Source organism: Serratia sp. TSA_198.1 (assembly GCF_052686505.1).
The window spans coordinates 596901-622216 of record NZ_JBQZFP010000001.1 but is presented as its reverse complement, the minus strand read 5'-3'; the positions used below and the strand labels follow the sequence as shown (position 1 = coordinate 622216).

Below are 25316 nucleotides of genomic sequence, written 5' to 3'. Positions count from 1 at the left end.
AAAAGGTTAGACGGCCTTGTCGAACAGCACCCGCGCCGCCGAGGTTAACCCCAGCATATGGATACAGGCATGCACCATGCCCGGCAATCGCTCGCAGCGCACGGCTACCCCGTCCTCACGCAGTCGTTGCGCATACTGCTCGGCCTCATCGCGTAACGGATCGTACTCGCAGCTCAGAATGGTCGTCGGTGGCAACTGCCGTAAGGTTTCGGCATGCAATGGCTCGGCGTAAGGATTGCGCGGTTTCCCCTCTTTACCCCGATACGTCTCCCAGCAAAACGCCATCACTTCCCGGGTCAAGAAATACCCCTGCGCGTAGTCGTCATAACTGGCGGTATTCATAGCGCCGCTCAGCGCCGGATACAGCAACAGCTGATGTTCGATCTGCGGCCCTTCTCGGTCACGGGCCAGCAACGCCACGGCCGCCGCCAGATTGCCGCCTGCGCTGTCGCCGCCAACCGCGACGCGCCCGGCGATAATCCCCAGCTCATCCGCCCGCTCAACCACTGCGCACAGTGCCTGGTAAAAATCCTCCAGCGGCCTGGGGAACGGATGCTCCGGCGCCAGCCGGTAATCGACCGACAGGATCAATCGGCCCGTGGCATTGGCCAGCGCCTGACAAGGCCGATCATACAGCGCCAACGACCCCAGGCACCAGCCGCCGCCGTGGGCGTACAGCATGGCCGGTAAGGGGGTTTCCCCCGCGCTCAGCGGTAGATAAGCGCGAATGGCGATCTCATGGCCGTCGTTGGCGGTGACCGTAAAATCCCTCACGCCGCCGCTGGCTTCCGCTTCGCCCTGCAGTTGCAGCAGCACGGCCTCGGCGGCGGCGCGCATCTCGGCCAGGGAACCGGGTGCCGCCGCACCTGCCGTATCCGCCAGAAAACGGGCAATCTGCGTATCAAGCGGCATAGGTCTGCGCCTCCGACAGGAATGGCACCACCAGGGCGATAAACGCCTCGTGACACTCTTCGGTAATAAAATGACCGCAGCCGGCGACCGTCTCACCCCGCAGATCCACGGCGTTATCTCGCAACGTGACAAAAGGCGCATCGCCAGTGGCGTGCTCTGCGCCGATGGTCATCACCGGCATTTCGAGCCTGCTCTCGGCACGCCGCTGGTTTTGCTGCACGGTCTCGGGAATGGCGCGGTAGTAATCAAAACCGGCGCGCAGGCTGCCCGGTGCAGAATAAGCAGCAATATAGGTTTCTGCGGCCACCCGATCACGGCGATAAGACCAGCGGTTAAAGATGTAGCCGAGATACTCCCTCTCACGGCCCAGCGTCAACGCCTCTGGCAGATCCGCCAGTTGGTTGAACATGAAATGCCACAGGAAGATGTTTTGGTCCGGCGACACAAAAATCGGCGGTGCGGGGGCCAGCCCAGGGATCACCGCCTCGGTCAGCACCAGCCTTTCCACCGCCTGCGGATAGTCGCTGGCCAGCGCATAGCCGATCCACATGCCAATATCGTGGCCGACCAATGCATAACTCGGGTGCCCAAGCTGCAGCATGGTCTGGTGCAGCACGGCAGCGACGCTGCCGGTGTCGTAACCGCCGGTGGGTTTATCCGAATCGCCGATACCCGGCGGATCCACCGCAATCGCCTTAAAGCCGGCCGCTGCCAGCGCCTGCATCACATAACGCCAGGTATACCAGGTCTGCGGCCAACCGGGGATCAGCAATACCGGCCGGCCTTCGCCGAGGGTGACGCAGTGAATGCGGTTGCCGTTGACCCGTGCATAGACGTGTTCGGGTTCAGGTCCATTCAGCATGGACCCGTTATTTTGCATTTTCATGGGTGTTCTCCGTGGTGGAATAGCGCGGCTCAGCGCAGGCCGAGCAAGGTATTGATCTGTTGCTGGTCGACCGGCGCGCCGGCAAAGTCATCAAACACCTTGTCGGTGACGTTGATGATATGGTCGCGGATAAAAGCCGCCCCTTCGCGGGCGCCGTCCTGTGGGTGCTTGAGGCAGCATTCCCATTCCAGCGTCGCCCAACCGGCGTAGCCGTGCTGCGTCAGCCGGGAGAAAATGCCTTTGAAATCCACCTGGCCATCGCCCAGCGAACGGAAACGCCCGGCGCGTTCGGTCCACGACTGGTAACCGCCATAAATGCCCTGCCGCCCGGTCGGGTTGAACTCGGCATCCTTGACGTGGAACATGCGGATAAAATCTTTATAAATATCGATGTAATCCAGGTAGTTCAGCTGTTGCAGCACGAAGTGACTCGGATCGAACAGGATCTGGCAGCGCGGGTGGCCACCGACGCGCTGATGAAACATTTCAAACGTTACGCCGTCGTGCAGGTCTTCACTGGGGTGAATTTCATAACACAGGTTCACGCCCTGTTCGTCGCAGGCATTCAGCACCGGCAACCAGCGTTTCGCCAGTTCATCGAACGCCGTCTCGATCAACCCGGCTGGGCGCTGCGGGAACGGAAACAGGTAGGGCCACGCCAGCGAGCCGGAAAAGGTGCCCATCTCGCTCAGCCCCAGCCGCGCGGAGGCTTTGGCCGCCAACAGCAACTGTTGCCGCGCCCATTCGCCGCGCGCCTGCGGGTTGCCGTACAGCGCCGGCGGCGCAAAGCTGTCGCACAACGCATCATAAGCCGGGTGCACCGCCATCAACTGACCAAAAATGTGGGTGGTCAGTTCGCTGACTACCAGCCCCTTGTCTGCCAACATGCCGATCAGTTCATCGCAGTAAGTCTGGCTTTCCGCTGCGGTAGCCAAATCGAACAGGCGGCGATCCCACGCGGGGATTTGCAGCGCTTTAAAGCCGGTGTCCGCCGCCCATTGCGCAATGGCGGGCAGACTGTTAAAGGGGGCGGTATCGTCACTGAATTGTGCGAGATGCAGGCTTGGACCTTTCAAGGTTTTCATCGTAAACTCCTATTGGTTGTCGATTGACAAACAATAGGCTCAAATGAATCCCGCAGCAAGCAGATTTTAGAAATTCGTTGGCGTCAGAGGCGATTTAAGCGATCCTATCTCACTGAATGACAGGCAAACAGGAGCCGACCGATGGCAGGCAGACCACGCGAATTCGACCGCGAACAGGCATTACTGAAGGCACGAGATCTCTTCTGGCGTCAGGGATACGAAGGCACTTCGATGTCGGATCTGGTGGCCGAACTGGGCATCGCCTCAGCGCGCATATACAAGGCGTTCGGTTCGAAGGAATTGCTGTTCCGCGAAGCCATCGCCAGCTACGAAAACCACGAAGGCGGTTTTGCTGAGCGGGCGTTCAGTGAGGAAACCGGCGTGCGGGCGGCGATAAAGCGCCTGTTGGAAGACGCGGTGACGCTCTACAGCCGTACCGACCTGCCACAGGGTTGCATGGTGGTCTCTTCCGCCGCCAGCGTCAGCGCTGAAAACAGCGGCATTAAAATCTGGCTGGCGGAACACCGCCTGCTGCGCACCCAGGGCATTATTGAGCGGTTGCGGCTGGCGGTGAAAAACGGGGAGCTACCGGCGGATACCGACGCCGACAGCCTCGGCGATTACTTCGCGGTCTTTTTGCACGGTTTATCGATACAAGCACGTGACGGCGTCACAAAAGAACGGTTGTTAGCGGCGGTCGACGTGGCGTTGTCCGCGCTGGGCGACCGGCATTAATTCTCGGGCAAATCAACAATCACCAGCGTGCCGTGGCTGCCCGCCAACACGCGATGCGGCACGCCGGCTGTGGCCTGATACAGTTGCCCGGCGTTCACCGTAATTTCCTCGCCCTGCACCGCCAAGCGCAGTTGGCCTTCGATCACCAGCAGCGTCTCATGGTATTCGTGAACCTCATCGTCAATGGCGCGCTGATCCATTCGCAGCACTTTGATATTGGCGGAACCGACGTGCCCCAGAATGCTGGAACGCCATGCCTGCGGCAAATCGGCAGCCAGCGCAGTAAGATCGAACAGTGACATAAACCCTCAGAGCAAAGCCGCGCACATCGCGCCACCGCACTATAGCGTGCGCCATGCCTGCGGCTAAATAACCGTTGCTTTTAACCTATAGCCAGACCGTCACACCGGCACCCGGCGGCTGATCTCCACCACCTGATCGCTGGGGAGATAGTAGTAATCCGTCACGTGCATGCCGTTACGCACCATCAGCGCAAAGATACTGCGCTGCCACGCCGGTAACCTGTCGTTTTCTTCGCGGCGCACCACGGTTTCATGTCCCAGATAATAGGTGGCGTCGTCAAAATTCAACCCGGTTTTCTGCGCCTCGTCGTGGTGCAATAACCGGGGAATGTTCGGCCGTTCCATAAAGCCGTAGCTGGCCACGCCGCACCAGAAGCCCGGTGACTGCTGCCGCATTACCAACCGCTCGGCATTCGCCACCCGTGGTTCGTTCACAATCATGATGTTCAGCGCCAACACATCGGCATGCAGCGAGCCGTTACGTTTGACGTGCCATTTCATCACCGGCGGCGTGCCATTCAGATTACGGGTAAGAAATATCGCCGTACCCGGCACCCGAGGAATGGCCTGCGCTTCGATCTGCGCCAGGAAATCTGCCAGCGGCAGGCTCTTTTCACCCAGCGTGCGTGACGCCGCAGCCACGCCGCGATGCCAGATCAGCATCACGCCATAAACCAGGCTGGCCAGCAGCAACGGCACATAGCCCCCTTGCAGCACCTTGCTGAGGTTAGCCACCAAAAAGCTGAGATCGACGATGAAAAATCCGCCGGCAACCATCAGGCTGGCGGTGAATCCCCAGCGCCACACCTCGCGCATCGCCACAAACAGCAAGCCGCTGGTCATGATCATGGTGAGCGAAACGGCGATGCCGTAAGCGGCGGCAAGGTTATCGGAGGATTTGAAGAACACCGTCAGAAAGACCGTCACCGCCATCAGCAGCCAGTTGATGGCACCGATGTAAATTTGGCCGTAGCTCTCCTCGGTGGTTTGCTTCACCCGCAAGCGCGGCAACCAGCCAAGCTGGATCGCCTGACGGGTCATGGAAAAGGCCCCGCTGATGATCGCCTGGCTGGCGATGATGGTGGCAAGGGTAGCCAGGATCACCAAGGGTATTTGCATTATCGGCGGGCACAGGCGGAAAAAAATATTCTGGGTCACGTCGGCGCCGGAGAGGATCAGCGCGGCCTGCCCGGCATAGTTCAGCAACAAACTGGGGAACACGATGCCGAACCAGGCGAGCCAGATAGGTTTTTTGCCAAAGTGGCCCATATCGGCGTACAACGCTTCTGCGCCGGTTACGCAAAGGAACACTCCGCCCAGTACCAGAAAACTGGTCACCCCGTTTGAGAACAGAAAGTGAATGCCGTACAAAGGATTCAACGCCATCAGCACCGCAGGGTGATGGATAATTCCCCAAATGCCCAAAGCTGCAATGGAAAAAAACCACAGCGCCATAATCGGGCCAAACACCTTGCCGATTCGTGCAGTGCCCAGCGGCTGAATGGCGAACAAGCTGACCAGGATCACCACCGCCGCAGGTAAAATATAGGGCTGCGATTCGGGCAGAACAATGTTCAACCCTTCCAGCGCCGACAATACCGAGATCGCCGGGGTGATCGCCCCGTCGCCATAAATCAGCGCCGCCCCGAACAGGCCGGCAAATACCACCATCGGCCTGGCGCTCTTCTTGCTGACCAGCAGCGACATCAGCGCCATGATACCGCCCTCGCCGCGGTTATCGATCCGCATGGCGAACATGGCGTATTTGAGCGAGGTCACTATCACCAGCGTCCAGAAAATCAGCGATAACAGGCCGAGGATCACCGGCGCGGACGGCGCATCACCGGACAGATAAAGCACGGTTTTCAGGGTATACAGCGGGCTGGTACCGATATCGCCGAACACCACGCCCAACGCGCCACCGGCCAGCAGCGGCAGACTCATTTTTGGCGTTTGTTCCAGCTCGTTTTCTGCAGTCATCAAACACTCCGGTTAACCCATTGCACTCTACTCAGGATAGCCAATTCAGGCAGTTAACGCGTGTCTGTTTATTGACCTGCGGCCTCGCGCAGCAACCACTGCTGCAGATTCTGCCCCTCTTGCGACAACTCGCTGTCTGCCCGCACGCACAGGTAATAATCGCGGCCATCGTCAATCGGCCGGTCAAACAACTTAACCAGTTCGCCGCTGTTAAGATAGGGCTCGATCAGCGGCTCGCGCATCAGGGCGCAACCCAGCCCCGACTGCACCGCCGCCAACGTCAGCAGGCCATCCTCGAACATCGGCCCGGAGCTGCGCAGCGGCCGCCTGACGCCGGCCTGCTGGAACCACTGCATCCAGGTATTGCGTTCTTCGTCGTGCAACAACGGCAGCGGCGAAAGCTGATCCGGCGTATCCAGCAGCCCATGCAGCCTGATAAAACTGCGGCTGCACACCGGCACCATTTTGCCGGACATCAGTTTTTCGCTGCGATAGCCGGTCCATTGCCCCACGCCAAAGCGAATCGAAATATCTGCGGCGTCACTGAGATAGTTACGGTGGTTGGCATACACCACGTTGATGTCGATATCGGGATTTTCGCGCAAAAAGCCGTGCAAACGCGGAATAAACCAGCCCATGCCGAACAGCGGGATCAGGCTGATGGTCACCTGCCGGGAGGCCGATTGCTCACGCACATGCTCCGTCGCCTGGCGCAGCACGTTAAACGCCGAACGGATCGAGCGGTAATACTCACGCCCTTCGCTGCGCAGGATCAGGTTACGGCCCTGCCGTTCGGTGAGCGGCATTTGCAGAAAAGCCTCCAGCGTTTTGAGCTGATGGCTGACCGCCGAGGGAGATATCGCCAGCTCCTTCGCCGCAGCGGTAATGCTGCCCAGGCGGGCGATAGCCTCGAACGCCCGTACGGCGCGCAGCGGCGGATCGTTCGGCAACAGGGCGTCGTACTCTTCTGTTTTTTTCATATATTGACTATTTTGGTAAAAAATCGGCCATGAGTTAAAATTAATATACAAATAAATCAATAAATTAAAAACACGCATTTTTTATATAAGAAATTATTTTTCCGTATTTTACAATTTTTTTTAATTCTCTACTCTGAGCCCCCTGAATCATTATTTTCGGGACTCCCCCTATGGATACGCTGGTACAGCAGACCGTCAACGGACTGATGCTCGGCAGTATTTATGCGCTGATCGCTCTGGGTTACACCATGGTGTACGGCATTCTGCGCATTATCAATTTCGCCCACGGCGATGTGCTGATGGTCGGCGCGCTGAGCGCCCTGTCGGCTATCGGCGTGTTGCAGCATCATTTCCCCTCTCTGTCGCCGTACACAGTGCTGTTGCTGGCGACGACGATCGCCATGGCGGTCTGCGCGCTGGTGTCGATGAGCATTGAACGCCTGGCCTATCGCCGCCTGCGCAATGCCCCGCGCCTGGCGCCGTTGATCAGCGGTATTGGCGTCTCGCTGCTGCTGCAAACGTTGGCGATGCTGATCTGGTCGCGCAATCCGTTGATGTTCCCGCAACTGCTGCCCATGTCCCCCATCGCCTTGACCCAGGGCAGCGCCGAGCATGCGCCGGCGGTGATCACCGGCACCGGTATCGCCACGCTGGTTGTCGCCGTGCTGGTGATGGCCGGGCTGCTGTTGCTGGTCGAACACTCGCGTTTTGGCCGCGCGATGCGTGCCACGGCGGAAAACCCGCAGGTCGCCGGTCTGATGGGCATCGATCCCAACCGGGTGATCGTGTTGACCTTCGCCCTCGGTGGTGCGCTGGCGGCGGTGGCGGGCGTCATGATGGCCAGCAACTACGGCAACGCCGGCTTCTCCATGGGCTTCCTGCCGGGCATCAAGGCTTTTACCGCCGCGGTGCTGGGCGGTATTGGCAACCTGCGCGGCGCCATGCTCGGCGGACTATTGCTGGGGCTATTCGAATCGCTGGGTACCGGTTATCTCGGCGAACTGACCGGCGGCACCTTCGGCAGCAATTATCAGGACGTTTTCGCCTTCCTGATTCTGATTGCGGTGCTGGTATTACGCCCATCCGGGCTGCTGGGCGAGCGCGTCGCTACCCGCGCCTGAGGAGATAAAATGACCGTTCTGACCACCTCCCTGCAAACCGCCACCCCGGGCCGCGCCAGACTCAGCGTCGCGCTATTTATGCTCGGCCTGCTGCTGGCCCCCTGGCTGGCCGGGGCCGCCGGCGGCAACTATTGGGTGCGAGTGATCGACTTCGCATTGCTGTACCTGATGCTGGCGCTGGGGCTGAATATCGTCGTCGGCCTGACCGGCCTGCTGGACATGGGGTTTATCGCCTTTTACGCAGTCGGCGCCTACCTGACCGCACTGCTGTCTTCGCCACACCTGACCGAACAGTTTCCGTTGCTGTTGCACTGGTTCCCGGATGGCTTGCATCTGTCCATCCTGCTGCTGATACCGCTGTCCGCCGTGCTGGCGGCGCTGTGCGGCATCCTGCTCGGCGCACCGACGCTGCGCTTGCGCGGCGACTATTTGGCGATCGTCACGTTGGGTTTCGGCGAAATCGTGCGTATTCTGATGCGCAACCTCGATCGCCCGGTCAATATCACCAACGGGCCAAAGGGCATTTCCGGCATCGATCCGGTCAGCCTGTTCGGCCTGAAGTTTTCCGGCATGCATGAGTGGTTCGGCATCCGTTTTTCCTCGCTGTATTTGTATTACTACCTGTTCGCCGCCCTGCTGCTGGCGATCCTGTTTATCTGCCTGCGCCTGCAACATTCACGGGTCGGTCGCGCCTGGACCGCCATCCGCGAAGATGAGGACGCAGCGCGGGCGATGGGCATCAACACCCGTAACTTCAAACTGCTGGCATTCGCCATCGGCGCCACGTTCGGCGGCATCGCCGGTGCGCTATTCGCGGCATTCCAGGGATTTGTCTCACCGGAATCCTTCACCTTGCAAGAGTCGATAGCCGTACTGGCGATGGTGGTGCTGGGCGGTATGGGGCACATTCCCGGCGTGATCCTCGGCGCGTTGCTGCTGGCGGCGCTGCCGGAGCTGTTGCGCAGCACCATGGGGCCGCTGCAACAGGCCCTGTTCGGCCAAGTGTGGATCGATCCGGAAATTATCCGCCAACTGTTCTACGGCCTGGCGCTGATTCTGGTGATGTTGTATCGCCCTGCGGGCCTGTGGCCGGCGCGTCATCAATCGGGAGCCGCATCATGACGCCATTGCTCACCCTAAACCATGTCAGTAAACGCTTTGGCGGGCTGACCGCCGTGGATGACGTCAGCATGAGTATCCGCCGGGGGGAAATCTATGGGTTGATCGGGCCGAACGGCGCCGGTAAAACCACCTGTTTCAATCTGATTACCGGCCTGTACCGCGCCGATAGCGGTGAGTTCCACCTGTTGGATCGTCGCTACAAACCGCAGGCGATCGACAAAGTCGTGCAGGCCGGCATCGCTCGCACCTTCCAGAACCTGCGGCTGTTCAACGAGATGAGCGTGCTGGAAAACGTGATGGTGGGCTGCCATGTACGCACCCGCAACGGCCTGTGGGCGGCTATTTCACGTCACCGCCGCGCCCGCGAGGAAGAACAGGCAACGCGCGAGAAGTCCCACGCGCTGCTGGAGTACGTCGGCATCAGTCAGTTCGCCCATTACCGCGCCGGCGATCTTTCCTACGGCCACCAGCGGCGGCTGGAAATTGCCCGCGCGTTGGCTACCGACCCGCAGTTATTGGCGCTGGATGAACCGGCCGCCGGCATGAATGCCGCAGAGAAAGTGGCGCTGCGCGAGCTGCTGCAACGCATCCGCGAAAGCGGCAAAACCCTGCTGCTGATCGAGCACGACGTCAAGCTGGTGATGGGATTGTGCGACCGTCTGACGGTGCTCGACTACGGCAAAGTCATCGCCGAAGGCGAACCCGCGCAGGTAAGGCGTGAACCGGCGGTGATCCGGGCTTATCTGGGAGGAGCTGCGCATGTCTGAACCCTTACTGTCCGTCAAACGGCTAAAAGTGTCTTACGGCGGCATTCATGCAGTGAAAGGCATCGATTTTACGGTTAACCACGGCGAACAGGTGACATTGATCGGCGCCAACGGCGCGGGCAAAACCTCCAGCCTGCGCGCGTTGACCGGCCTACAACCCTTCGAAGGAGACATCCTGTTCGACGGCCAGTCCATCCGCGGTGTTCCTCCGCATCGGTTGCTGCAACAGGGGCTGGTGATGGTGCCGGAAGGCCGCGGCATTTTCGCCCGCATGACGGTGCTGGAAAATTTGCAGCTTGGCGCCTACTCCCGCCGCGATAAACCGGCGATCCAGCAGGACCTGGAGCGAGTTTGCGCCCTTTTCCCACGCCTGCGCGAACGGTTGCGACAACAAGCCGGGCTGCTCTCCGGCGGCGAACAACAAATGGTGGCAATGGGCCGTGCACTGCTCAGCCGACCACGTCTGCTGGTGCTGGATGAACCCTCAATGGGCCTGGCACCGATCGTGGTCGAAGCCATTTTTGACGTGATCAAAACCCTTGCCAGTGACGGTGTCACGCTATTGCTGGTGGAACAGAATGCACGGCTGGCGCTGGAATCGACCGATCGCGCCTACGTGCTGGACAGCGGCAGCCTGAGCCACAGCGGCCGGTCTGCCGGCATGCTCGACGATGAAAAAATCAAACAAGCCTATCTGGGCGAATAACCGTTTTTACTTTTAACCGCACCGGGAGTTTTACATGAACAAGATAACTCGCTTTAAGCCGTTGGCCCTGGCCGCCGCCGTTCTGGCTACCCTTGGCACAGCCGCGCCTGCGCAGGCCGCCGACACCATTCTGATCGGTCTGGCCGGCCCGCTGACCGGCCCTTCCGCCCGTATCGGCAAGGATCTGGAAAACGGCGCTCAGTTGGCGATCGCCGACGCCAACGCCCAGAAGCCGACGCTGAACGGCAAACCTGTCACCTTTAAACTGCTTTCCGAAGACGACCAGTCCGACCCGCGCACCGCCGTTGCAGTAGCGCAGCGCCTGGTGGACGAAGGCGTCGCTGGCGTGGTCGGCCACTGGAATACCGGCACCAGCATCCCGGCGGCCCGCATTTATCATGATGCCGGCATTGCCCAGGTGGCACCGGTCGCCACAGGCCATGCCTATACTCAACAGGGGTTTGATACCAGCTTTCGCGTGATGGGCCATGATGACGACGGCGGTAATTACGCCGGTGAATATGCCGTCAAGGTGCTGAAAGCCAAACGCATTGCGGTCATCGACGATCGCACCGCGTTCGGCCAGGGGCTGGCGGACGAGTTTATCAAGTCGCTGGCGGCGCAGGGCATACAGCCGGTAGCCCGTGAATACGTCGATGACAAAACCGTCGATTTCAGTGCGGTGCTGACTACCGTTCGCAGCAAAAATGCCGATCTGATCTTCTTCGGCGGCGTGGATTCACAGGCGGCACCGTTGGCCCGCCGTATCAAACAGCTGGGCATGAGTACTCAACTGATGGGCGCCGGCGGCTTCGTCAGCCAAACCTTCCTGACGCTGGCGCAGAAGGAAGGCGAAGGCGTGGTGGCGCTGGAACCGGGCCTACCGCTGGATCAGATGCCGGGCGGCAAAGCCTTTGAGCAGGCTTACCGCGACCGTTACAAGACCCACATCGAACTGCATGCGCCGTTCGCCTATGACGCCACCCGGGTATTGATTGCCGCCATTGAGCAGGCAGGATCCGCCAATCCGGCCGATTATCTGCCGAAACTGCGCGCCATTCATTATCAGGGCGTCACCGGCAACATCGCATTCGATCCGCAGGGCAACCTGCAACAGCCAAGCTTCACCCTCTACAAGGTGGTCGACGGCAAATGGCAGCCGCAGAGCGTGTTGGGCGGCGCTAAAACACAACAATAAAGCAAGGGGAGCAAGGTGATGAGCTGTGCAAAAAACGAACTGGGCATTCTGGCCCGTCGGCGTATAGAGGCCGAGATCATCAAGCCGATCTACCAGATTCTGGTGCGTGAGATCGGCAAGGAGCGCGCGCAGGCGGTGATTGGCGAAGCCATTGAAAACGCCGCCATCGATGCGGGCAAGCAGTTTGCCGCGCAGGAGCCGAATGGCGCCGATTTGCAGAGTTTCGCCGCCTTGCAGTATCTGTGGGAAAAAGACGATGCGCTGCAAGTAAAGGTGATCCATCAAGACGAGCAGCAGTTCGACTATAACGTCACCCGCTGCCGCTATGCCGAGATGTATCACGAGATGGGGCTGGGCGAGATTGGCCATCTGCTGTCGTGCGCCCGCGACAGCCAGTTTATCGTCGGTTATGCGCCGGACGTCGAGCTGCAACGCACCCAAACCATTATGTCCGGCGCGCCCTGCTGCGATTTCCGCTATGCCGTAAAACCGTCGGGAGAGAAAAAATGACCCAACAGGTTAACGGCGAACGTCTGTGGCAAAGCCTGCGCGATATGGCGCAGTTCGGCGCCATCCCGAAAGACGGCGTCACCCGGCTGGCGCTGAGCGAGGAAGATCGTCAGGCGCGCGACCAATTGCGTGCCTGGGCGCTGGAAGCGGGATGCAGCGTGCGGGTCGATCGCATGGGCAACATGTTTTTGCGCCGCGAAGGAACCCGCCCGGAACTGGCACCGGTCGTCACCGGTTCCCACGTCGATTCCCAACCCAACGGCGGGCGCTTTGACGGCATTTATGGCGTGCTGGCCGGGTTGGAAGTGATCCGCACCCTGAACGATCGTCAGATTGCCACCGAACGCGCGCTGGAGGTGGTTAACTGGACTAACGAGGAAGGTGCCCGCTTCGCCCCGGCGATGATCGCCTCCGGCGTGTTTGCCGGTGTGTTCGATGAAGAATACGGCCTGTCTCGCCGCGATGCGCAAGGCATCAGTATCGGCGAAGCGCTGAAGCAAATCGGCTATGACGGTGAAGACCCGGTCGGCGGCAGACCAATCCACGCCGCCTTTGAGCTGCATATCGAGCAAGGCCCGATCCTCGAGGCGGAAAACGTCGAGATTGGCGTGGTGACCAGCGCGCAGGGCCAACGCTGGTACGAGCTGGAGATCCTCGGTTTCAGCGCCCATGCGGGCACCACGCCGATGGAACGGCGCCGCGACGCCCTGCTCGGCTTTGCCGCTATGGTCACGGCGGTCAATCAGATCGGCCTGGATTTCATGCCGGACGCCCGCGCCACGGTAGGCATGGCGCAAATCACCCCCAACTCGCGCAATGTGGTGCCGGGCAAGGTGTTTTTCAGCGTCGAGTTCCGTCATCCGCAGGAGGCGGTGCTGGAACAGATGGAACGGCGGTTGCTGGCGGCGGTCGCGGAGGTGGATGCCGGCACGTTGAGCGCTCGCGCCGAACGCATCTTCCAGTATCAGCCGATACGCTTTGATCAAGGGTGTATCGACAGCGTGCGCCAGGCCGCGCAGGCGCTGGGGTATTCGCACCGGAATATGGTTTCCGGCGCGGGTCACGATGCCTGTTATCTGAGCCGGGTAGCCCCCACGGCGATGATTTTTATTCCCTGCGTGGACGGCATCAGCCATAACGAGCTGGAAGATATTTCGCCCGCCTGGGCCACCGCCGGCGCCAATGTGCTGCTCAACGCGCTGTTGGCGCAAACGGCTAGCTGATCTCCTCGCCCCGGTTAACCGACCGGGGCAATAGCAAAAAATATTCAACAAACTGGTTGAATATTCATCGTGCTGTTCTATATTCAACCATATGGTTAAATTATCTTCCTCACAGCTGGACGCCATTTTCCACGCGCTTTCCGACCCGACGCGCCGCGCTATTTTGCGTGCGCTGGCTGACGGCGAGCACAGCATTGGTGAACTGGCCGCGCCGTTGCAGATGTCGTTTGCCGGCGCCTCCAAGCATATCAAAGCACTGGAGCTTGCAGGCCTGGTGCAGCGAACCGTGCAGGGAAGAAACCATATCTGCCGGCTTGAGCCCGGGCCAATGGCACAGGCCATGCAATGGCTGCAAACCTACGAGCATTTCTGGACAGAACGGCTGGACGCGCTGGAAATAGCGCTGCGGCAGCCCGAACAGTATCCTCCCAAGGAGTGAACCATGAACGACTACGGTATGATTATTGAAACCGGCACGCTGCGCATTCAGCGGCTGCTGCCCGGCCCGATCGAGCGGGTCTGGGCCTACCTGACGGAATCCGACAAGCGCGCCACCTGGCTGGCCGCCGGCGAAATGACGCTGGAAAAAGGCGCTGTGGTGGAGTTGGTATTTCGCAATTCCGATCTGACGGGCGAACACGAGCAGGCCCCCGCCAAATACAAACAAAGCGACTGCAACGGCAAACACCTCGGCCATATCACCTGCCTTTTCCCGCCGCGGCTACTGAGCTTTACCTGGGAGGAAAAGGATCAGAACCGCCCTTCCGAAGTGACCTTTGAGCTGACCGAACAGGACAACGCGGTGTTGCTGACGGTCACCCACCGCCGCCTGGCCAACCGTGACGACATGCTCAGCGTGGCCGCAGGCTGGCATACCCATCTGGATATTCTGCTCGATCGCCTGCACGATCGTCAGCCACACTCGTTCTGGACTACCCACGCCAAGCTGGAAGAAGAGTACCGGGCGAGACTGTAATCAGCTTTCATCCCGGCGTCTGAACGCCAGATAGCCGGTGATCAGCGTAAAACCGCCGACCAGCAGCACCAGCAGAATAAAACCGTGGTGATTGCTGGCCAGCGGGATCCCTCCCACGTTCATGCCGAAGAAACCGGCGACGATGTTAATCGGCAGCGCCAGCACGGTGATCACCGTCAGGGTGTACAGCGTACGGTTGTTCTGTTCCATCTGCTTGGCGCCAATCTCCTCTTGCAGCAGGCGAATGCGCTCGGTCAGGCTGGCCAGATCGTTCAGCACCACGGTGAACTCTTCGGTGAACTGCCGCAGATCCTGCACCACGTCCCGGCTTAACCAGGCCGGTGGCCGGTTCAGCAGGCGAAACAGTGCGGCGGGCTCCGGCGCCAGCAGGCGCTGAAAGCGCAGCAACATGCGGCGCATGCGCCCCAGTTCGGTGCGGTTGCGTTTCACATGATTGCTCAGCAGGCGATCTTCAATGGTGTCGACATACTGGTTGGCCTGTCGCACCACCTGCTCCAATACATCTTCCTGTTCTTCCAGCAAGTGCGCCAACAGTTCGGTGGACGACGCCAGTTGCAATGGCCCCAGACGCCCCAGCAGCCGTTCGATCAACCGCAGTGGTTTGTGCCGCACGGTAACCACCAGCCCGCTGCGGCAATACAGCCACAGCGTGGCGATTTCCGGGTTATTTTCTTTGGGATGGAAAATCACGTCGTTGAGCACCGCAAACAGGTCATCCCCTTGCCGTTCAATGCGCGTGGTATGGGAGCCGTGACGAATTTCGTCGAAGAAAAAATCGGAAATCGCGAAGTGATTTTTCAGCCATTTCTCTGCCGCCGCATGGTTCAGATTAAGGTGCAACCAGATAAACCCTTCGCCCGGCGACAGAGCCAGGTAAGCCTGGCAGGCCTGCTGCGAAGAAACCCGCAGCGGCGCTTCTCCCGTGCGGAACACGTGGCCGTAAATCAGCCCGGTCACTTCATCATCAAAATCGAGTTTGTGCATTTTATCCGCAACCGTTTGAACCATAAATCTTTATCCCGAATAACCGCATTAATCAATAAGCCAGACTCAGCCTTTATATCAATCTTTAAATACCAACGTTAATTATTTTCACTTTTCCAGATGATTAATATTACCGTCATAAAAAAGTCACATTATTTCCCAATACTTTCATGGCAACGCCGTTCAACACCGTCAGTATTCTAATGAAGTTTATCGGGAAGGTCCTTTATGAGCGATAACAGCGCCGTTCAAGCGGGTGTGCCCTCTGCATCCAGCCTGCCAAAGATCTACCAAAAGAACAGTCGACTCACTGTTCTTTTTTTTGTTTTTTTATTAGTACTGGGGATCGCTTTTGCCGGGGTAAATCTATTTAACGACGTGACCGACGCTGGTGCAGTATATACCAGCTATCTCCCTTTTCTTTTATTGGGGTTAGCGCTGCTGATTGCGCTGGGCTTTGAATTCGTTAACGGTTTTCACGACACCGCCAATGCGGTGGCCACCGTTATTTACACCCATTCCCTGTCGCCGATGGTGGCGGTGGTCTGGTCAGGGTTTTTCAACTTCCTCGGCGTTTTGCTCTCCAGCGGCGTGGTGGCGTTCGGCATCATTTCGCTGCTGCCGGTTGAATTGATTCTGCAAGCCGGCACCGGTAACGGCTTTGCCATGGTTTACGCCCTGCTGTTCTCGGCGATTATCTGGAACCTGGGCACCTGGTGGCTCGGGCTGCCTGCCTCCTCGTCGCATACGCTGATTGGTTCCATCATCGGCGTGGGCGTGGCTAACGCCCTGATCCACGGGCGCACCGGCACCAGCGGCGTGGACTGGGGGCAGGCGATTAAAGTGGGTTATGCGTTGCTGCTTTCACCGGTGATCGGTTTTGTGTTTGCCGCCCTGCTGTTGCTGGCGTTGAAGGTGTTCGTTAAAAACCGCCAGCTGTACACCGCACCCAAAAATGATGCGCCGCCACCGCTGTGGATCCGCGGTTTGCTGATCCTCACCTGTACCGGCGTCTCCTTCGCCCACGGCTCCAACGACGGGCAAAAAGGCATGGGCCTGATCATGCTGATCCTGGTCGGCACCATGCCGATCGCCTATGCCCTGAACCGCTCAATGTCGCCGGAGCAAATCCCGCGCGTGGCGGCGTTGGCGGAAGTCACCAAAAACGATCTGTTGCGCCAATTCCCGGCGGTCAGCCAAGTGCCGCCGCGCGAGGTGCTTACCGGTTATGTGCGTACCAATGAGCTGACGCCGGACGTAGTGCCCGCGCTGGCGCAGTTGACCGGCGCCATCGGCGATCAAGTCCGCCAGTACGGTTCCGTCGACAAGATCCCGGCGCAGGCAGTGTCCAACACCCGTAACGATATGTATCTGGCATCGGAAACCATCAAGCACCTGAAAGCGGAAAAGCAGCTTCAGTTTTCCACCGACTCACAGCGCAATCTGGATGCGTTGAAAGGCGATCTGGACAGCGCCACCCGCTTTATCCCGTTCTGGGTCAAGGTGGTGGTGGCGATTGCCCTCGGCCTTGGCACCATGGTCGGCTGGCGGCGCATCGTGGTTACCGTCGGTGAGAAGATCGGTAAAAGCCACCTCACCTACGCCCAGGGCGCCAGCGCCGAACTGGTGGCGATGACCACCATAGGTGCGGCGGACGCCTTCGGCCTGCCGGTTTCGACCACCCACGTCCTGTCCTCCGGCATCGCCGGCACCATGGCGGCCAACCGCTCCGGCCTGCAAATGTCGACCCTGCGCAACCTGCTGATGGCCTGGGTTCTGACGCTGCCGGCCTCGATACTGCTTTCCGCCGGGCTGTACTGGGTTTTCACTCATTTCTAAAACCGGGTTAACACGGAGAATCAATTATGGCTATGCATGAATTTAACCGCGACGACACCTTCAACCAGCGCCTGCTGCAGGAGTTTTATGACAGCTATGACGAGGAGCTGGAAATGGAGCTCGATGACCTGCGGTTTGACGACACCGAAGTGGACAGCGATCAGAAAAAAGCCTGGCGCAAACAGTATTTCCGCGAGCTGTTGCGCCTGCAGGGCGAACTGGTGAAGCTGCAAGACTGGGTAATGCGCACCGGCCACCGCGTGGTGATCTTGTTTGAAGGCCGCGACGCCGCCGGCAAAGGCGGGGTGATTAAGCGCATCACCCAACGCCTGAACCCGCGCACCTGCCGCGTGGCCGCGTTGCCAGCACCGAACGACCGCGAGCGCACCCAGTGGTATTTCCAGCGCTACATTGCCCACCTGCCGGCTGCGGGTGAAATCGTGCTGTTCGACCGTAGCTGGTATAACCGCGCCGGGGTGGAAAAAGTGATGGGTTTTTGCAACGACGAGGAATATGAAGAGTTTTTCCGCAGCGTGCCGGAATTTGAGAAAATGCTGACGCGCAGCGGCATCAAAATCATCAAATACTGGTTCTCGATCACCGATGACGAGCAGGAGCTGCGCTTCCTCAGCCGCATCCACGATCCGCTGAAGCAGTGGAAGCTCAGCCCGATGGATTTGGAGAGCCGCCGCCGCTGGGAAGACTACACCGAGGCCAAAGAAGTCATGTTAGCGCGCACTAACATTCCGGAAGCCCCCTGGTGGGTAGTTCAGGGCGTCGACAAGAAAAAGGCGCGGCTGAACTGCATCAGCCACCTGCTCCAGCAACTGCCTTACGAAGAGACTGAAGGCAACGTGATCACTCTGCCGCCGCGCAAGCGCAGCCCGGACTATAACCGCCATCCGGTGCCTGACGATATGGTAGTCCCTGAAGTGTATTGATTTTCAATCGGGGGGATGGGTTGCCATCCCCCTGCCTGACACCATGATGAATACTCTGACCTTTTGTCGGAATATTCATCGCCTTCACCCTATTTTCTCCACATTTGCTGTGCAGACTCTTACCGATATTTTTTAGCCAATTAGTGTAAGAGCCTCGCTTGTCATGTCATTCTTAAATTGTGTTATCCCCTTCTCCCTTCGGCGTTTTCGCGCCGTTATCGCGCTCAGCCTGCTGTTTGTTATCGCACCTGCACAGGCCGCCGCACCACTGGTATTGCATTCAAAAGCCGTGTTGGTCGTCAATCAGCGTACCGGCAAAACACTGTTCCAGAAACAGGCTAATCGCGTGCTGCCCATCGCTTCGCTGACCAAGCTGATGACCGCTATGGTGGCGCTGGACAGCCGCCGTCCGCTGGGCAATAAAATGAGGGTGACCGCCGCCGATCGGGATTTGTTGAAGAAAACCCACTCGCGGCTGACCCTGGGTTCGTCACTCAGCCGCCGCGATATGTTGCACATTGCGTTGATGTCCTCCGAGAACCGTGCGGCAGCCGCGTTGAGCCGTAACTACCCCGGCGGCCGCAAGGCATTTATGGCGAAAATGAATCAGAAGGCGCGCAGCATCGGCATGAAACACGCCCGTTTCTATGACCCTACCGGGCTAACGCCGCGTAATGTCGCCAGCGCCAACGATCTGCTTAAAATGGTCAATCACGCTTATCGCTATCAAACCATTCGTCGTTTCAGTACCGATAAGCAGCATGTCGTGTACCCCGGGCGCGGCCAACTGGTGTACCGCAGTTCCAACGGGCTGATCAATAATCGCAACTGGAAAATTCAACTGCAAAAAACCGGCTATACCAACGAGGCCGGTCACTGTCTGGTGATGAGAACCGTCATCAAAGGGCAGCCGATAGTGATAATTCTGCTGGGCGCGCAGCAGCGTTATGGCCATTACGCTGATGCGCTGCGCCTGAAAACCTGGCTGGAGTCCTGAGCGCAAGCACCGCCTGGCTTAAACCGCGTTGCGCATATCTAAATCCGTTTTTTATCAATGGAATATCCTATCCCGAATCAGTATTAAGCCCTTTGCCTCCTGCATGGTATTTGTCATAAATAATTGATGATAAAGGAGCAGGAAAATGGCTTATGCCTTAAGCGTGTTGGATAAAAGTCCGATTGCCGAAGGAGAAAGCGCCGCCCAGGCGCTGGCGCGTACGCTGCATCTGGCGCAGCAGGCGGAAATCTGGGGCTATCGCCGTTTCTGGTTGGCGGAGCATCACAATACCCCGCAGCTCGCCTGCCCTTCACCCGAGGTGTTGATCGCCTATTTACTCGGGCAAACCTCACGTATTCGCATCGGTTCCGGCGGCGTAATGCTGCAACACTACAGCGCTTATAAAGTTGCGGAAAACTTCAACCTGCTGGCGACGCTTGCACCGGGCCGGGTCGATCTGGGCGTGGGGAAAGCCCCCGGCGGGCTGCCGCTCTCTACCCAGGCGTTGCAGGCCGCGCACGACCAACAGCATAAACCGGATTTCCCGCAGCAGTTGGCCCAGCTCAATGCTTATCTGAATGACGATGCACAACCTGGTCTGAGCGCCACCCCCCAACCTGAGCAATCCGCCCAACGCTTTCTGTTGGGTGCCAGTAGCGAAAGCGCTCAACTGGCCGCCGAACACGGCTGGGCCTTTGTTTTTGCCGCACAGCTCAATGGCAATCCAGACGATATTCAGCGGGCGCTGACGCACTACTCCGCGCAAAGCGGTGGCCGCAAAGCCCTGCTGGCGGTAGCGGCGATCGTCGCAGACACGGCTGCGCAGGCCAAAGAGTTGGCGGCCGGGATCCAGCAATACCGCGTGCACGTGGCCGGCGGGCAGAGCGTGACCGTTGGCAGCCTGGAGCAGGCGGAGAGTTTTGTTCAGCAGGCCGGCGCGACCGATTACCGCATCGAGCCGCGCGAGAGCCATATTCTGCTCGGCACTGCGCAGCAGGTACGCCGGCAGTTGGACCAACTGCACCAGCAATATGGCGTGGAGGAGTTTGTCATTGATACGCCGGTTAGCCAACCCGCCGCCCGCCTGGCCTCTTTGCAACTGCTGGCACAGGAGAGTCTGGCGTTGGCTTGATCGGTGAGCGGAGCTATGCGTTAAATCGGCATTGACCATTGGCCATACCGATTTGATGCCTAACATTCAGTTAACCGAGGTGCCGGCGACCATCGCCACCGCCAAATCCTGCGCCAGCCGCTCTCGTTCTTCCTCCAGCAGGTTGGCCAGGCTGATACGGACAGCCGGGCCACTTTTCAGTCGGAACGGCTCACCGCTTTGCACCAACCAGCCGCGCTGCGCCATGATTTGGCTGGCGGCGGCTTCTGAGCGTACCGGCAACCAGATATGCACCCCTTCCCCCGACGGCAACGGCGTGCCGGTCAGTGCGCCCATTCGCGCTGCCAGCGCATCGCGCCGCGCCTGATAGGTTTCCTGTGCCCGTAACAGCAAGCCATCGTCCTGCACCTGAGTCCATAATTTGACGGCAATCTGCTGCAAGATATGGCTGACCCAACGCTCACGGATGTATTGATCGGCACGCATCGCCTGCAATAGCGACGGTTTGCCGCAGGCCAACGCAATGCGCAGGTCCGGGCTGAGGAACTTACTCAACGACAGCACATACAGACCGTTGTCGGCACTGCAGGGTAAATGCAGTGGTTGTTGCGACAGCGGCCCCCAGAAATCATCGACGATCGCCAGGCAATCGGGCCGTTGCGCCAGGAACTCGCGCCAACACTTGGCGCGGGCAGCGCTGAGCGACATACCCGTCGGGTTCTGCGCGCGCGGCGTGAGGATCACCGCGCAACCCAAGGTTGCGGCATCCTTCTCCGGCAGTTGGCACCCTTGATCATCGACCGCCAGCGGCAGCGGTTTTAGGCGAAGGTGCCGTAACAACGTCAGCAGCGGCGGCCAACAAGGATCTTCCACCCATACCGCCCCCCCCGGTGCCGCATGGCAGCGCAGCGCCTTTTCAATGGCGTCCAGCGCGCCGGAAAACACCGCCGGTTCGCCCAACGCGGCACCTTGTTCTGTGAGCCACTCGCGGCCCAGCGTGCACAATGCCGGTAAATCGCCGCTGACGTCATAGCCATTTTGCTGAGGGAAGACGTCATCCTTGCCCAGCGACAGCGCCGGTAACAGCGCCGCATCCAGATTGCCACTGGCTAAATCGCGCATGCCTTCAGGCACCTGGCGTACGCTGCGCACCGCCCTTAACGGCTGGTCAAGCACCTGGGTACCAGCGCGGCCGCGGGTGGCCACCAAGCCGGCATCCCGCAGCTTGCCGTACGCACTGGCGACCGTATTGGGGTTCACCCCCAGTTCCCCGGCCAACTGACGCACCGGCGGCAACAGGTCACCCGGTTGCAAATCGCCCCGTTTTATCTGCGCGCCTATCTGTTCAGCAATCTGGACAGCGCTGCCGCCTTTTGCATACAATGAGCCCATACATAAAACCTTTTTGTATTAGTTCAAACAAGTTTACCCGTTTCGAACGCAAAAGTTAAGGGGTCAAAATGGAAAAACATTACGTACTCGACATACAGCACGCCGGCAAAGCCTTCGCTCGCATGCAGATGTTCACGCCCTGGGCTGCCGATCAACTGCAACAGGCCCTGGCCTTGTTTCCCGCCGAGCAGGGCTACCAATTGCACATCAGTCAGGTCAAAGAGCGGCGGATCCTTTATCAGAGCGGCGCAAGCGGTATTACCGTGCTCGGCGATGCGTTGGAACTGGCGCCTTATCACCATGCGAGGGAGATAGCGCAATGAAAAAAGTTGTCGCTATCAGGCATGTAAATTTTGAAAACCTCGGTATTCTGGGATCACTGCTTTCACTGCGTGGCTATCAGATTGACTATTACGATGCCGGCCGTGACGATATCCGCGCCATCAACAATGAAGATGCCGATTTGCTGGTAGTGCTCGGCGGGCCGATCAGCGCCGCGCAGCATTTTGCCGGACAGCAGCACTATCCGTTTCTTAACGACGAGCTGGCGCTGGTCACCCAACGGTTACAGCAACGTCAGCCCACGATCGGCATTTGCCTGGGCGCGCAGGTGATGGCTCAAGCTTTGGGCGCCGGTGTAGTGTCGCTGGGCGTGAAAGAGATTGGTTACGCGCCGCTGACGCTGGCGGAAAATGAATACTCCGTACTGGCGCCGCTGGCGGCAACGCCGGTGCTGCACTGGCACGGGGATATGTTTAACATCCCGGAGGGGGCAACCTGCCTGGCCAGCACCGAGGCTTGCCGTTATCAGGCGTTTGAATATCAGGATTTCGCGCTTGGGTTGCAGTTCCACCTGGAAGCCGATCATCGCGATATTGAACGCTGGTTGGTTGGCCACGCCTGTGAGCTGGAGTTGGCCGGTATCGACCCGCAGCAATTGCGCGACCAGGCCATACGCTACGGTGCAGAATTGGAACGACGCGCCCGCCAGGTGTTTGCGCGGTGGCTGGATAAAAACGAACAAAGGACGCGTTAGATGCAACAAGCTTCTCAATTGCAATCGCCGCTGATTGATGTGGTCAGCATTCAATCGCAGGTAGTGTATGGCAGCGTCGGCAACGGTATCGCCTATCGCACCCTGCTGAAAAAGGGGTTGGAAGCGCTGCAGGTGCCCAGCGTGCTGTTCGGCTGTCCGCCCTATTACGGCGCCCCCAGCGGCGGCGTGATTTCCGCCGAATGGTTTAGCGGTTTTCTGGAGGATTTGATCGCTCGCGGTGTAATGAAACGCACGCGGGCGGTGATCGTCGGCTATCTGGGTGATGTCGCCCAGTGTCATATTCTGGACGCTTGGTTGCAACGGGTTCGCGCTACCAATCCGCAGATAAAAATCTATATCGATCCGGTGATGGGCGATTACGGTGAAGGCGTATACGTGGACCCGCGTATCGTCAGTTGTTATCGCTCGCCGTTCCTGAGCCTCGCCAATGGCCTGACGCCCAATGGGTTTGAACTGGAGCAACTTTGCGGGCACAGCCTGGCTACGCGGGAACAGACGCTGCACGCTGCACAGGCGCTGTTAAATGACACGACCGAGTGGGTGTTGGTGACCAGCGCACCGGGCATAGCGGAAAACGACGACGAGTTAGGGTTATTGCTGGTCAGCCACAATCAGGTGCAAAGCTATACCCACCCTAAAATCAAATCGAAGGTGAAAGGCACCGGTGACATGTTTACCGCGCTGCTGGTCAGCCATTTGCTGCACGGCAAAAGCCTCAACGACGCCATAGTTACCGCCGGCGGCGAGGTGTGTGACGTGTTGGCGGAAGCGGAGCATTTCGGTTGGGAGGAGATTGGCAGCCTGCGCGCCTTGAGATAGGACAGAGTCATCGCGGGGCAGCTCGCTGCCCCTGTTCGTCTGATTCAGCGTTTCTTCTTTTTATTGAAATCTAATTCAAACGCAAACACCGCGCTCTGGATTTTTCTTTCCATTGCCAGGCCGAGATTGATAAAGCGGCACGACAAACGCGAGAAATGCACCGGTTTGTCATTGTCATCCAACTCTTGATCTTCGTTGATCACCATCAGTTCCATATTGACCTTGAAACTGCCGTAGCTGCCAAGATCCAACAGCGCCTTTTTGAACTGGAGACCCGGTTGAAGTTTGTCCGGCAGCGGGCCATCGAAGCGCAAGCCCACACCGCCGGCAGAGATATCGTGGATCCTTAATTGGTACGCGGTACCGTCGGCATATTCTCCGCTGCAGAGAAACTGACGCCAGTGTGGCGTGGTGACACGGAATTGACGGCGGCGCTGGATGTAAACCAGCTCCTTTGGCAGGCGGGTTGAACAGGCTTGAACGCCCAGATGGTGGGTAAATTCTGGTTGGCCAACGGCAAATTCGATCTTCGCATCATTGCTTTCAATCACGATGGTAAATTCGCCACCCGCCCGCGTATCCGCATCGTCGCCGCTGAAAACGATATTGTCGGGCCCAACGCTCAATAATAAACTCTGAAACTGCTGCTGCTGGTTAACGACCCGCAGCGGGGTGCGTTGTTTACAAATGTCACGCAATATCGCCAGAACCTCAAAACGCTCCCGTTTGATAAACAATCCGTTATCATTGTGCTCCACACGTCTCTCCTGACTCTTCCCAATGGCGATTACACATTCCTTACAGTTATCATCACTGGGAATATTCCTAAAGTCAAATTTGCCAGCGATGCCAGGCCTGTGGGAGCAGTCTTGCGAAGCGTTTTGCCCAGGCCCGCTGGCCACGTTCATCGGCGATCAGATCCTGGCGGATCTCGATGCCCACGTAAGGTAACCCGCGCCGTTCCGCATGCACCGGTAGGGTGTAATCCGTCGCGTCGGTCATCGCATAAGGTTCGTTGACCCCCACCAGCAAATCCCCCTCCTCCCGCAGCAGCTCTGCCAGCAGGTGGGCAAACGCCGGTTGGCGATTAAACAACAGCCCAACCTGCCAGGGGCGGGAATGGCCTTTGAACACCGGCGTAAAACTGTGCATCGCGATAATGGCGGTGGGTTTTTCGCGCAGCTGCCGCTCGCCCAGCGTATCGTCGATGCGGTGGTGATACGGCAGGAAAATTTCCCGCTCGCGGGCCAGCGCGTGCTCGGCATCAATGCCGATATTGCCGGGAATAGGCGTCAGCTCCGACAGATGCGGGATCGAGCTGGCGATGCCCGGAGCCCGATTGCAGTCGATCACCAAACGTGAGTAACGCTGATGAATCAGCGTGGCATCCAGATGGCGGCTAAGGTGACGTGAAACCTCCAACGCGCCAATATCCCAACCGATATGACGGTCGATTTCACCGGGCGGCAGCCCCAGATCGCCCAAGCGTTGCGGTATCGCCTGGCCGGCGTGATCGCACAGCAATAAAAAGGGCGCGGTGCCCTTGGGCGTTTCAACCGCAACGGCGTGAGGCTCATCGGCGGATAACAATTGCGGAACAAAGGACTGTGGCATGCAAAACTCCGGGGTGGGATAAACCCTCATCCTAGCGC

The 25316-nt window shown here is 58.9% G+C and carries 27 protein-coding genes; 17 read left to right on the top strand and 10 right to left on the bottom strand.

Annotation, left to right across the window (positions count from 1 at the left end; genetic code table 11):
- Nucleotides 1-6: 6 nt before the first annotated feature.
- The 3 genes from ACUTSW_RS02940 to ACUTSW_RS02930 are packed head-to-tail and all read right to left on the bottom strand — an operon-like array spanning nucleotide 7 to nucleotide 2883.
- Nucleotides 7-912, bottom strand: coding sequence for an alpha/beta hydrolase (locus tag ACUTSW_RS02940; protein WP_445583609.1), 906 nt, complete (start codon nucleotides 910-912; stop codon nucleotides 7-9).
- The gene (locus ACUTSW_RS02935) at nucleotides 902-1798 is read right to left on the bottom strand and encodes an alpha/beta fold hydrolase (protein WP_445583608.1); all 897 of its coding nucleotides are present in this window, start codon (nucleotides 1796-1798) and stop codon (nucleotides 902-904) included. Before ACUTSW_RS02935 ends, ACUTSW_RS02940 begins: the two co-directional genes overlap by 11 nt.
- 29 nt (nucleotides 1799-1827) lie before the next feature.
- Nucleotides 1828-2883, bottom strand: coding sequence for a sugar phosphate isomerase/epimerase family protein (locus ACUTSW_RS02930; protein ID WP_445583607.1), 1056 nt, complete (start codon nucleotides 2881-2883; stop codon nucleotides 1828-1830).
- A gap of 141 nt (nucleotides 2884-3024) precedes the next feature.
- Between ACUTSW_RS02930 and ACUTSW_RS02925 the strand changes: the two genes are divergently transcribed.
- Entirely contained in the window at nucleotides 3025-3618 is a 594-nt protein-coding gene (locus tag ACUTSW_RS02925) for a TetR/AcrR family transcriptional regulator (RefSeq protein WP_445583606.1), read from the top strand.
- On the opposite strand, the gene ACUTSW_RS02920 is transcribed toward ACUTSW_RS02925, so the two are convergent.
- From ACUTSW_RS02920 to ACUTSW_RS02910, 3 genes are all read right to left on the bottom strand, one after another.
- Nucleotides 3615-3920, bottom strand: a complete 306-nt coding sequence (locus ACUTSW_RS02920) for a cupin domain-containing protein (RefSeq protein WP_445583605.1) — start codon at nucleotides 3918-3920, stop codon at nucleotides 3615-3617. The two genes, ACUTSW_RS02925 and ACUTSW_RS02920, sit on opposite strands and share 4 nt — an antisense overlap.
- 99 nt (nucleotides 3921-4019) lie before the next feature.
- Nucleotides 4020-5900: a potassium transporter Kup gene (locus ACUTSW_RS02915; protein WP_445583604.1), complete on the bottom strand. Its 1881-nt coding sequence runs from the start codon at nucleotides 5898-5900 to the stop codon at nucleotides 4020-4022.
- A 68-nt stretch (nucleotides 5901-5968) separates the two neighbouring features.
- Nucleotides 5969-6880 (bottom strand): LysR substrate-binding domain-containing protein, encoded by a 912-nt coding sequence (locus tag ACUTSW_RS02910; RefSeq protein ID WP_445583603.1) that lies wholly within the window; start codon nucleotides 6878-6880, stop codon nucleotides 5969-5971.
- Between the two features lie 170 nt (nucleotides 6881-7050).
- Between ACUTSW_RS02910 and ACUTSW_RS02905 the strand changes: the two genes are divergently transcribed.
- From ACUTSW_RS02905 to ACUTSW_RS02865, 9 genes are all read left to right on the top strand, one after another.
- Nucleotides 7051-8001 carry a branched-chain amino acid ABC transporter permease gene (locus ACUTSW_RS02905; RefSeq protein WP_445583602.1) on the top strand — a complete coding sequence of 317 codons (951 nt, stop codon included), beginning with the start codon at nucleotides 7051-7053 and terminating at the stop codon, nucleotides 7999-8001.
- Nucleotides 8002-8010: 9 nt separating this feature from the next.
- On the top strand, nucleotides 8011-9123 hold the full coding sequence (locus tag ACUTSW_RS02900; protein ID WP_445583601.1) for an ABC transporter permease subunit: 1113 nt from the start codon (nucleotides 8011-8013) through the stop codon (nucleotides 9121-9123).
- Entirely contained in the window at nucleotides 9120-9890 is a 771-nt protein-coding gene (locus ACUTSW_RS02895; protein ID WP_062790563.1) for an ABC transporter ATP-binding protein, read from the top strand. Before ACUTSW_RS02900 ends, ACUTSW_RS02895 begins: the two co-directional genes overlap by 4 nt.
- Nucleotides 9883-10596: an ABC transporter ATP-binding protein gene (locus tag ACUTSW_RS02890; protein ID WP_062870964.1), complete on the top strand. Its 714-nt coding sequence runs from the start codon at nucleotides 9883-9885 to the stop codon at nucleotides 10594-10596. The genes ACUTSW_RS02895 and ACUTSW_RS02890 overlap by 8 nt, the downstream gene beginning before the upstream one ends.
- A gap of 34 nt (nucleotides 10597-10630) precedes the next feature.
- Nucleotides 10631-11794 (top strand): branched-chain amino acid ABC transporter substrate-binding protein, encoded by a 1164-nt coding sequence (locus ACUTSW_RS02885; protein ID WP_445583600.1) that lies wholly within the window; start codon nucleotides 10631-10633, stop codon nucleotides 11792-11794.
- Between the two features lie 18 nt (nucleotides 11795-11812).
- Nucleotides 11813-12304 carry an L-2-amino-thiazoline-4-carboxylic acid hydrolase gene (locus ACUTSW_RS02880; protein WP_020439122.1) on the top strand — a complete coding sequence of 164 codons (492 nt, stop codon included), beginning with the start codon at nucleotides 11813-11815 and terminating at the stop codon, nucleotides 12302-12304.
- A complete protein-coding gene (locus ACUTSW_RS02875) occupies nucleotides 12301-13527 on the top strand; it encodes a Zn-dependent hydrolase (RefSeq protein WP_073440148.1) in 1227 nt (408 codons plus the stop codon). Before ACUTSW_RS02880 ends, ACUTSW_RS02875 begins: the two co-directional genes overlap by 4 nt.
- A gap of 91 nt (nucleotides 13528-13618) precedes the next feature.
- A complete protein-coding gene (locus tag ACUTSW_RS02870; RefSeq protein ID WP_004944937.1) occupies nucleotides 13619-13966 on the top strand; it encodes an ArsR/SmtB family transcription factor in 348 nt (115 codons plus the stop codon).
- A gap of 3 nt (nucleotides 13967-13969) precedes the next feature.
- On the top strand, nucleotides 13970-14503 hold the full coding sequence (locus tag ACUTSW_RS02865; protein WP_062870967.1) for an SRPBCC family protein: 534 nt from the start codon (nucleotides 13970-13972) through the stop codon (nucleotides 14501-14503).
- Here the strand turns inward: ACUTSW_RS02865 and ACUTSW_RS02860 are convergent, their stop codons facing one another.
- Entirely contained in the window at nucleotides 14504-15532 is a 1029-nt protein-coding gene (locus ACUTSW_RS02860) for a transporter (protein ID WP_434460219.1), read from the bottom strand. It abuts the gene before it with no gap.
- Nucleotides 15533-15736: 204 nt separating this feature from the next.
- On the opposite strand from ACUTSW_RS02860, the gene ACUTSW_RS02855 reads away from it, so the two are divergent.
- From ACUTSW_RS02855 to ACUTSW_RS02840, 4 genes are all read left to right on the top strand, one after another.
- Nucleotides 15737-17347, top strand: a complete 1611-nt coding sequence (locus ACUTSW_RS02855) for an inorganic phosphate transporter (protein ID WP_445583599.1) — start codon at nucleotides 15737-15739, stop codon at nucleotides 17345-17347.
- A gap of 26 nt (nucleotides 17348-17373) precedes the next feature.
- Complete coding sequence (ppk2, locus tag ACUTSW_RS02850; protein ID WP_004944949.1) at nucleotides 17374-18288, top strand: polyphosphate kinase 2; 915 nt, start codon at nucleotides 17374-17376, stop codon at nucleotides 18286-18288.
- A 163-nt stretch (nucleotides 18289-18451) separates the two neighbouring features.
- Nucleotides 18452-19285, top strand: coding sequence for a D-alanyl-D-alanine endopeptidase (pbpG, locus tag ACUTSW_RS02845; RefSeq protein ID WP_445583598.1), 834 nt, complete (start codon nucleotides 18452-18454; stop codon nucleotides 19283-19285).
- A 145-nt stretch (nucleotides 19286-19430) separates the two neighbouring features.
- Nucleotides 19431-20417: an LLM class flavin-dependent oxidoreductase gene (locus ACUTSW_RS02840; protein ID WP_445583597.1), complete on the top strand. Its 987-nt coding sequence runs from the start codon at nucleotides 19431-19433 to the stop codon at nucleotides 20415-20417.
- A gap of 66 nt (nucleotides 20418-20483) precedes the next feature.
- Here the strand turns inward: ACUTSW_RS02840 and ACUTSW_RS02835 are convergent, their stop codons facing one another.
- Nucleotides 20484-21788, bottom strand: a complete 1305-nt coding sequence (locus ACUTSW_RS02835) for an aminotransferase class I/II-fold pyridoxal phosphate-dependent enzyme (RefSeq protein ID WP_445583596.1) — start codon at nucleotides 21786-21788, stop codon at nucleotides 20484-20486.
- A gap of 68 nt (nucleotides 21789-21856) precedes the next feature.
- Here ACUTSW_RS02835 and ACUTSW_RS02830 point away from each other — a divergent pair, with 68 nt between their 5' ends.
- Genes ACUTSW_RS02830 through pdxY form a run of 3 tightly spaced genes read left to right on the top strand, consistent with a single transcriptional unit; the run spans nucleotide 21857 to nucleotide 23664 of the window.
- Entirely contained in the window at nucleotides 21857-22111 is a 255-nt protein-coding gene (locus tag ACUTSW_RS02830; RefSeq protein WP_445583595.1) for a hypothetical protein, read from the top strand.
- Complete coding sequence (locus tag ACUTSW_RS02825) at nucleotides 22108-22824, top strand: glutamine amidotransferase (RefSeq protein ID WP_445583594.1); 717 nt, start codon at nucleotides 22108-22110, stop codon at nucleotides 22822-22824. The genes ACUTSW_RS02830 and ACUTSW_RS02825 overlap by 4 nt, the downstream gene beginning before the upstream one ends.
- Nucleotides 22825-23664: a pyridoxal kinase gene (pdxY, locus tag ACUTSW_RS02820; protein ID WP_445583593.1), complete on the top strand. Its 840-nt coding sequence runs from the start codon at nucleotides 22825-22827 to the stop codon at nucleotides 23662-23664.
- Between the two features lie 44 nt (nucleotides 23665-23708).
- Here pdxY and ACUTSW_RS02815 read toward each other — a convergent pair whose 3' ends face one another.
- On the bottom strand, nucleotides 23709-24422 hold the full coding sequence (locus ACUTSW_RS02815) for a flagellar regulator YcgR PilZN domain-containing protein (RefSeq protein ID WP_445584437.1): 714 nt from the start codon (nucleotides 24420-24422) through the stop codon (nucleotides 23709-23711).
- 73 nt (nucleotides 24423-24495) lie between these two features.
- A complete protein-coding gene (locus ACUTSW_RS02810; RefSeq protein ID WP_062870977.1) occupies nucleotides 24496-25278 on the bottom strand; it encodes an N-formylglutamate amidohydrolase in 783 nt (260 codons plus the stop codon).
- Nucleotides 25279-25316 lie beyond the last annotated feature (38 nt).

What these genes read in the sequence shown, in the direction of transcription:
- ACUTSW_RS02940 (WP_445583609.1), bottom strand. Translation starts at nt 912, where the DNA reads ATGCCGCTTGATACGCAGATTGCCCGTTTTCTGGCGGATACGGCAGGT.
- ACUTSW_RS02935 (WP_445583608.1), bottom strand. Translation starts at nt 1,798, where the DNA reads ATGAAAATGCAAAATAACGGGTCCATGCTGAATGGACCTGAACCCGAA.
- ACUTSW_RS02930 (WP_445583607.1), bottom strand. Translation starts at nt 2,883, where the DNA reads ATGAAAACCTTGAAAGGTCCAAGCCTGCATCTCGCACAATTCAGTGAC.
- ACUTSW_RS02925 (WP_445583606.1), top strand. Translation starts at nt 3,025, where the DNA reads ATGGCAGGCAGACCACGCGAATTCGACCGCGAACAGGCATTACTGAAG.
- ACUTSW_RS02920 (WP_445583605.1), bottom strand. Translation starts at nt 3,920, where the DNA reads ATGTCACTGTTCGATCTTACTGCGCTGGCTGCCGATTTGCCGCAGGCA.
- ACUTSW_RS02915 (WP_445583604.1), bottom strand. Translation starts at nt 5,900, where the DNA reads ATGACTGCAGAAAACGAGCTGGAACAAACGCCAAAAATGAGTCTGCCG.
- ACUTSW_RS02910 (WP_445583603.1), bottom strand. Translation starts at nt 6,880, where the DNA reads ATGAAAAAAACAGAAGAGTACGACGCCCTGTTGCCGAACGATCCGCCG.
- ACUTSW_RS02905 (WP_445583602.1), top strand. Translation starts at nt 7,051, where the DNA reads ATGGATACGCTGGTACAGCAGACCGTCAACGGACTGATGCTCGGCAGT.
- ACUTSW_RS02900 (WP_445583601.1), top strand. Translation starts at nt 8,011, where the DNA reads ATGACCGTTCTGACCACCTCCCTGCAAACCGCCACCCCGGGCCGCGCC.
- ACUTSW_RS02895 (WP_062790563.1), top strand. Translation starts at nt 9,120, where the DNA reads ATGACGCCATTGCTCACCCTAAACCATGTCAGTAAACGCTTTGGCGGG.
- ACUTSW_RS02890 (WP_062870964.1), top strand. Translation starts at nt 9,883, where the DNA reads ATGTCTGAACCCTTACTGTCCGTCAAACGGCTAAAAGTGTCTTACGGC.
- ACUTSW_RS02885 (WP_445583600.1), top strand. Translation starts at nt 10,631, where the DNA reads ATGAACAAGATAACTCGCTTTAAGCCGTTGGCCCTGGCCGCCGCCGTT.
- ACUTSW_RS02880 (WP_020439122.1), top strand. Translation starts at nt 11,813, where the DNA reads ATGAGCTGTGCAAAAAACGAACTGGGCATTCTGGCCCGTCGGCGTATA.
- ACUTSW_RS02875 (WP_073440148.1), top strand. Translation starts at nt 12,301, where the DNA reads ATGACCCAACAGGTTAACGGCGAACGTCTGTGGCAAAGCCTGCGCGAT.
- ACUTSW_RS02870 (WP_004944937.1), top strand. Translation starts at nt 13,619, where the DNA reads ATGGTTAAATTATCTTCCTCACAGCTGGACGCCATTTTCCACGCGCTT.
- ACUTSW_RS02865 (WP_062870967.1), top strand. Translation starts at nt 13,970, where the DNA reads ATGAACGACTACGGTATGATTATTGAAACCGGCACGCTGCGCATTCAG.
- ACUTSW_RS02860 (WP_434460219.1), bottom strand. Translation starts at nt 15,532, where the DNA reads ATGGTTCAAACGGTTGCGGATAAAATGCACAAACTCGATTTTGATGAT.
- ACUTSW_RS02855 (WP_445583599.1), top strand. Translation starts at nt 15,737, where the DNA reads ATGAGCGATAACAGCGCCGTTCAAGCGGGTGTGCCCTCTGCATCCAGC.
- ppk2 (WP_004944949.1), top strand. Translation starts at nt 17,374, where the DNA reads ATGGCTATGCATGAATTTAACCGCGACGACACCTTCAACCAGCGCCTG.
- pbpG (WP_445583598.1), top strand. Translation starts at nt 18,452, where the DNA reads ATGTCATTCTTAAATTGTGTTATCCCCTTCTCCCTTCGGCGTTTTCGC.
- ACUTSW_RS02840 (WP_445583597.1), top strand. Translation starts at nt 19,431, where the DNA reads ATGGCTTATGCCTTAAGCGTGTTGGATAAAAGTCCGATTGCCGAAGGA.
- ACUTSW_RS02835 (WP_445583596.1), bottom strand. Translation starts at nt 21,788, where the DNA reads ATGGGCTCATTGTATGCAAAAGGCGGCAGCGCTGTCCAGATTGCTGAA.
- ACUTSW_RS02830 (WP_445583595.1), top strand. Translation starts at nt 21,857, where the DNA reads ATGGAAAAACATTACGTACTCGACATACAGCACGCCGGCAAAGCCTTC.
- ACUTSW_RS02825 (WP_445583594.1), top strand. Translation starts at nt 22,108, where the DNA reads ATGAAAAAAGTTGTCGCTATCAGGCATGTAAATTTTGAAAACCTCGGT.
- pdxY (WP_445583593.1), top strand. Translation starts at nt 22,825, where the DNA reads ATGCAACAAGCTTCTCAATTGCAATCGCCGCTGATTGATGTGGTCAGC.
- ACUTSW_RS02810 (WP_062870977.1), bottom strand. Translation starts at nt 25,278, where the DNA reads ATGCCACAGTCCTTTGTTCCGCAATTGTTATCCGCCGATGAGCCTCAC.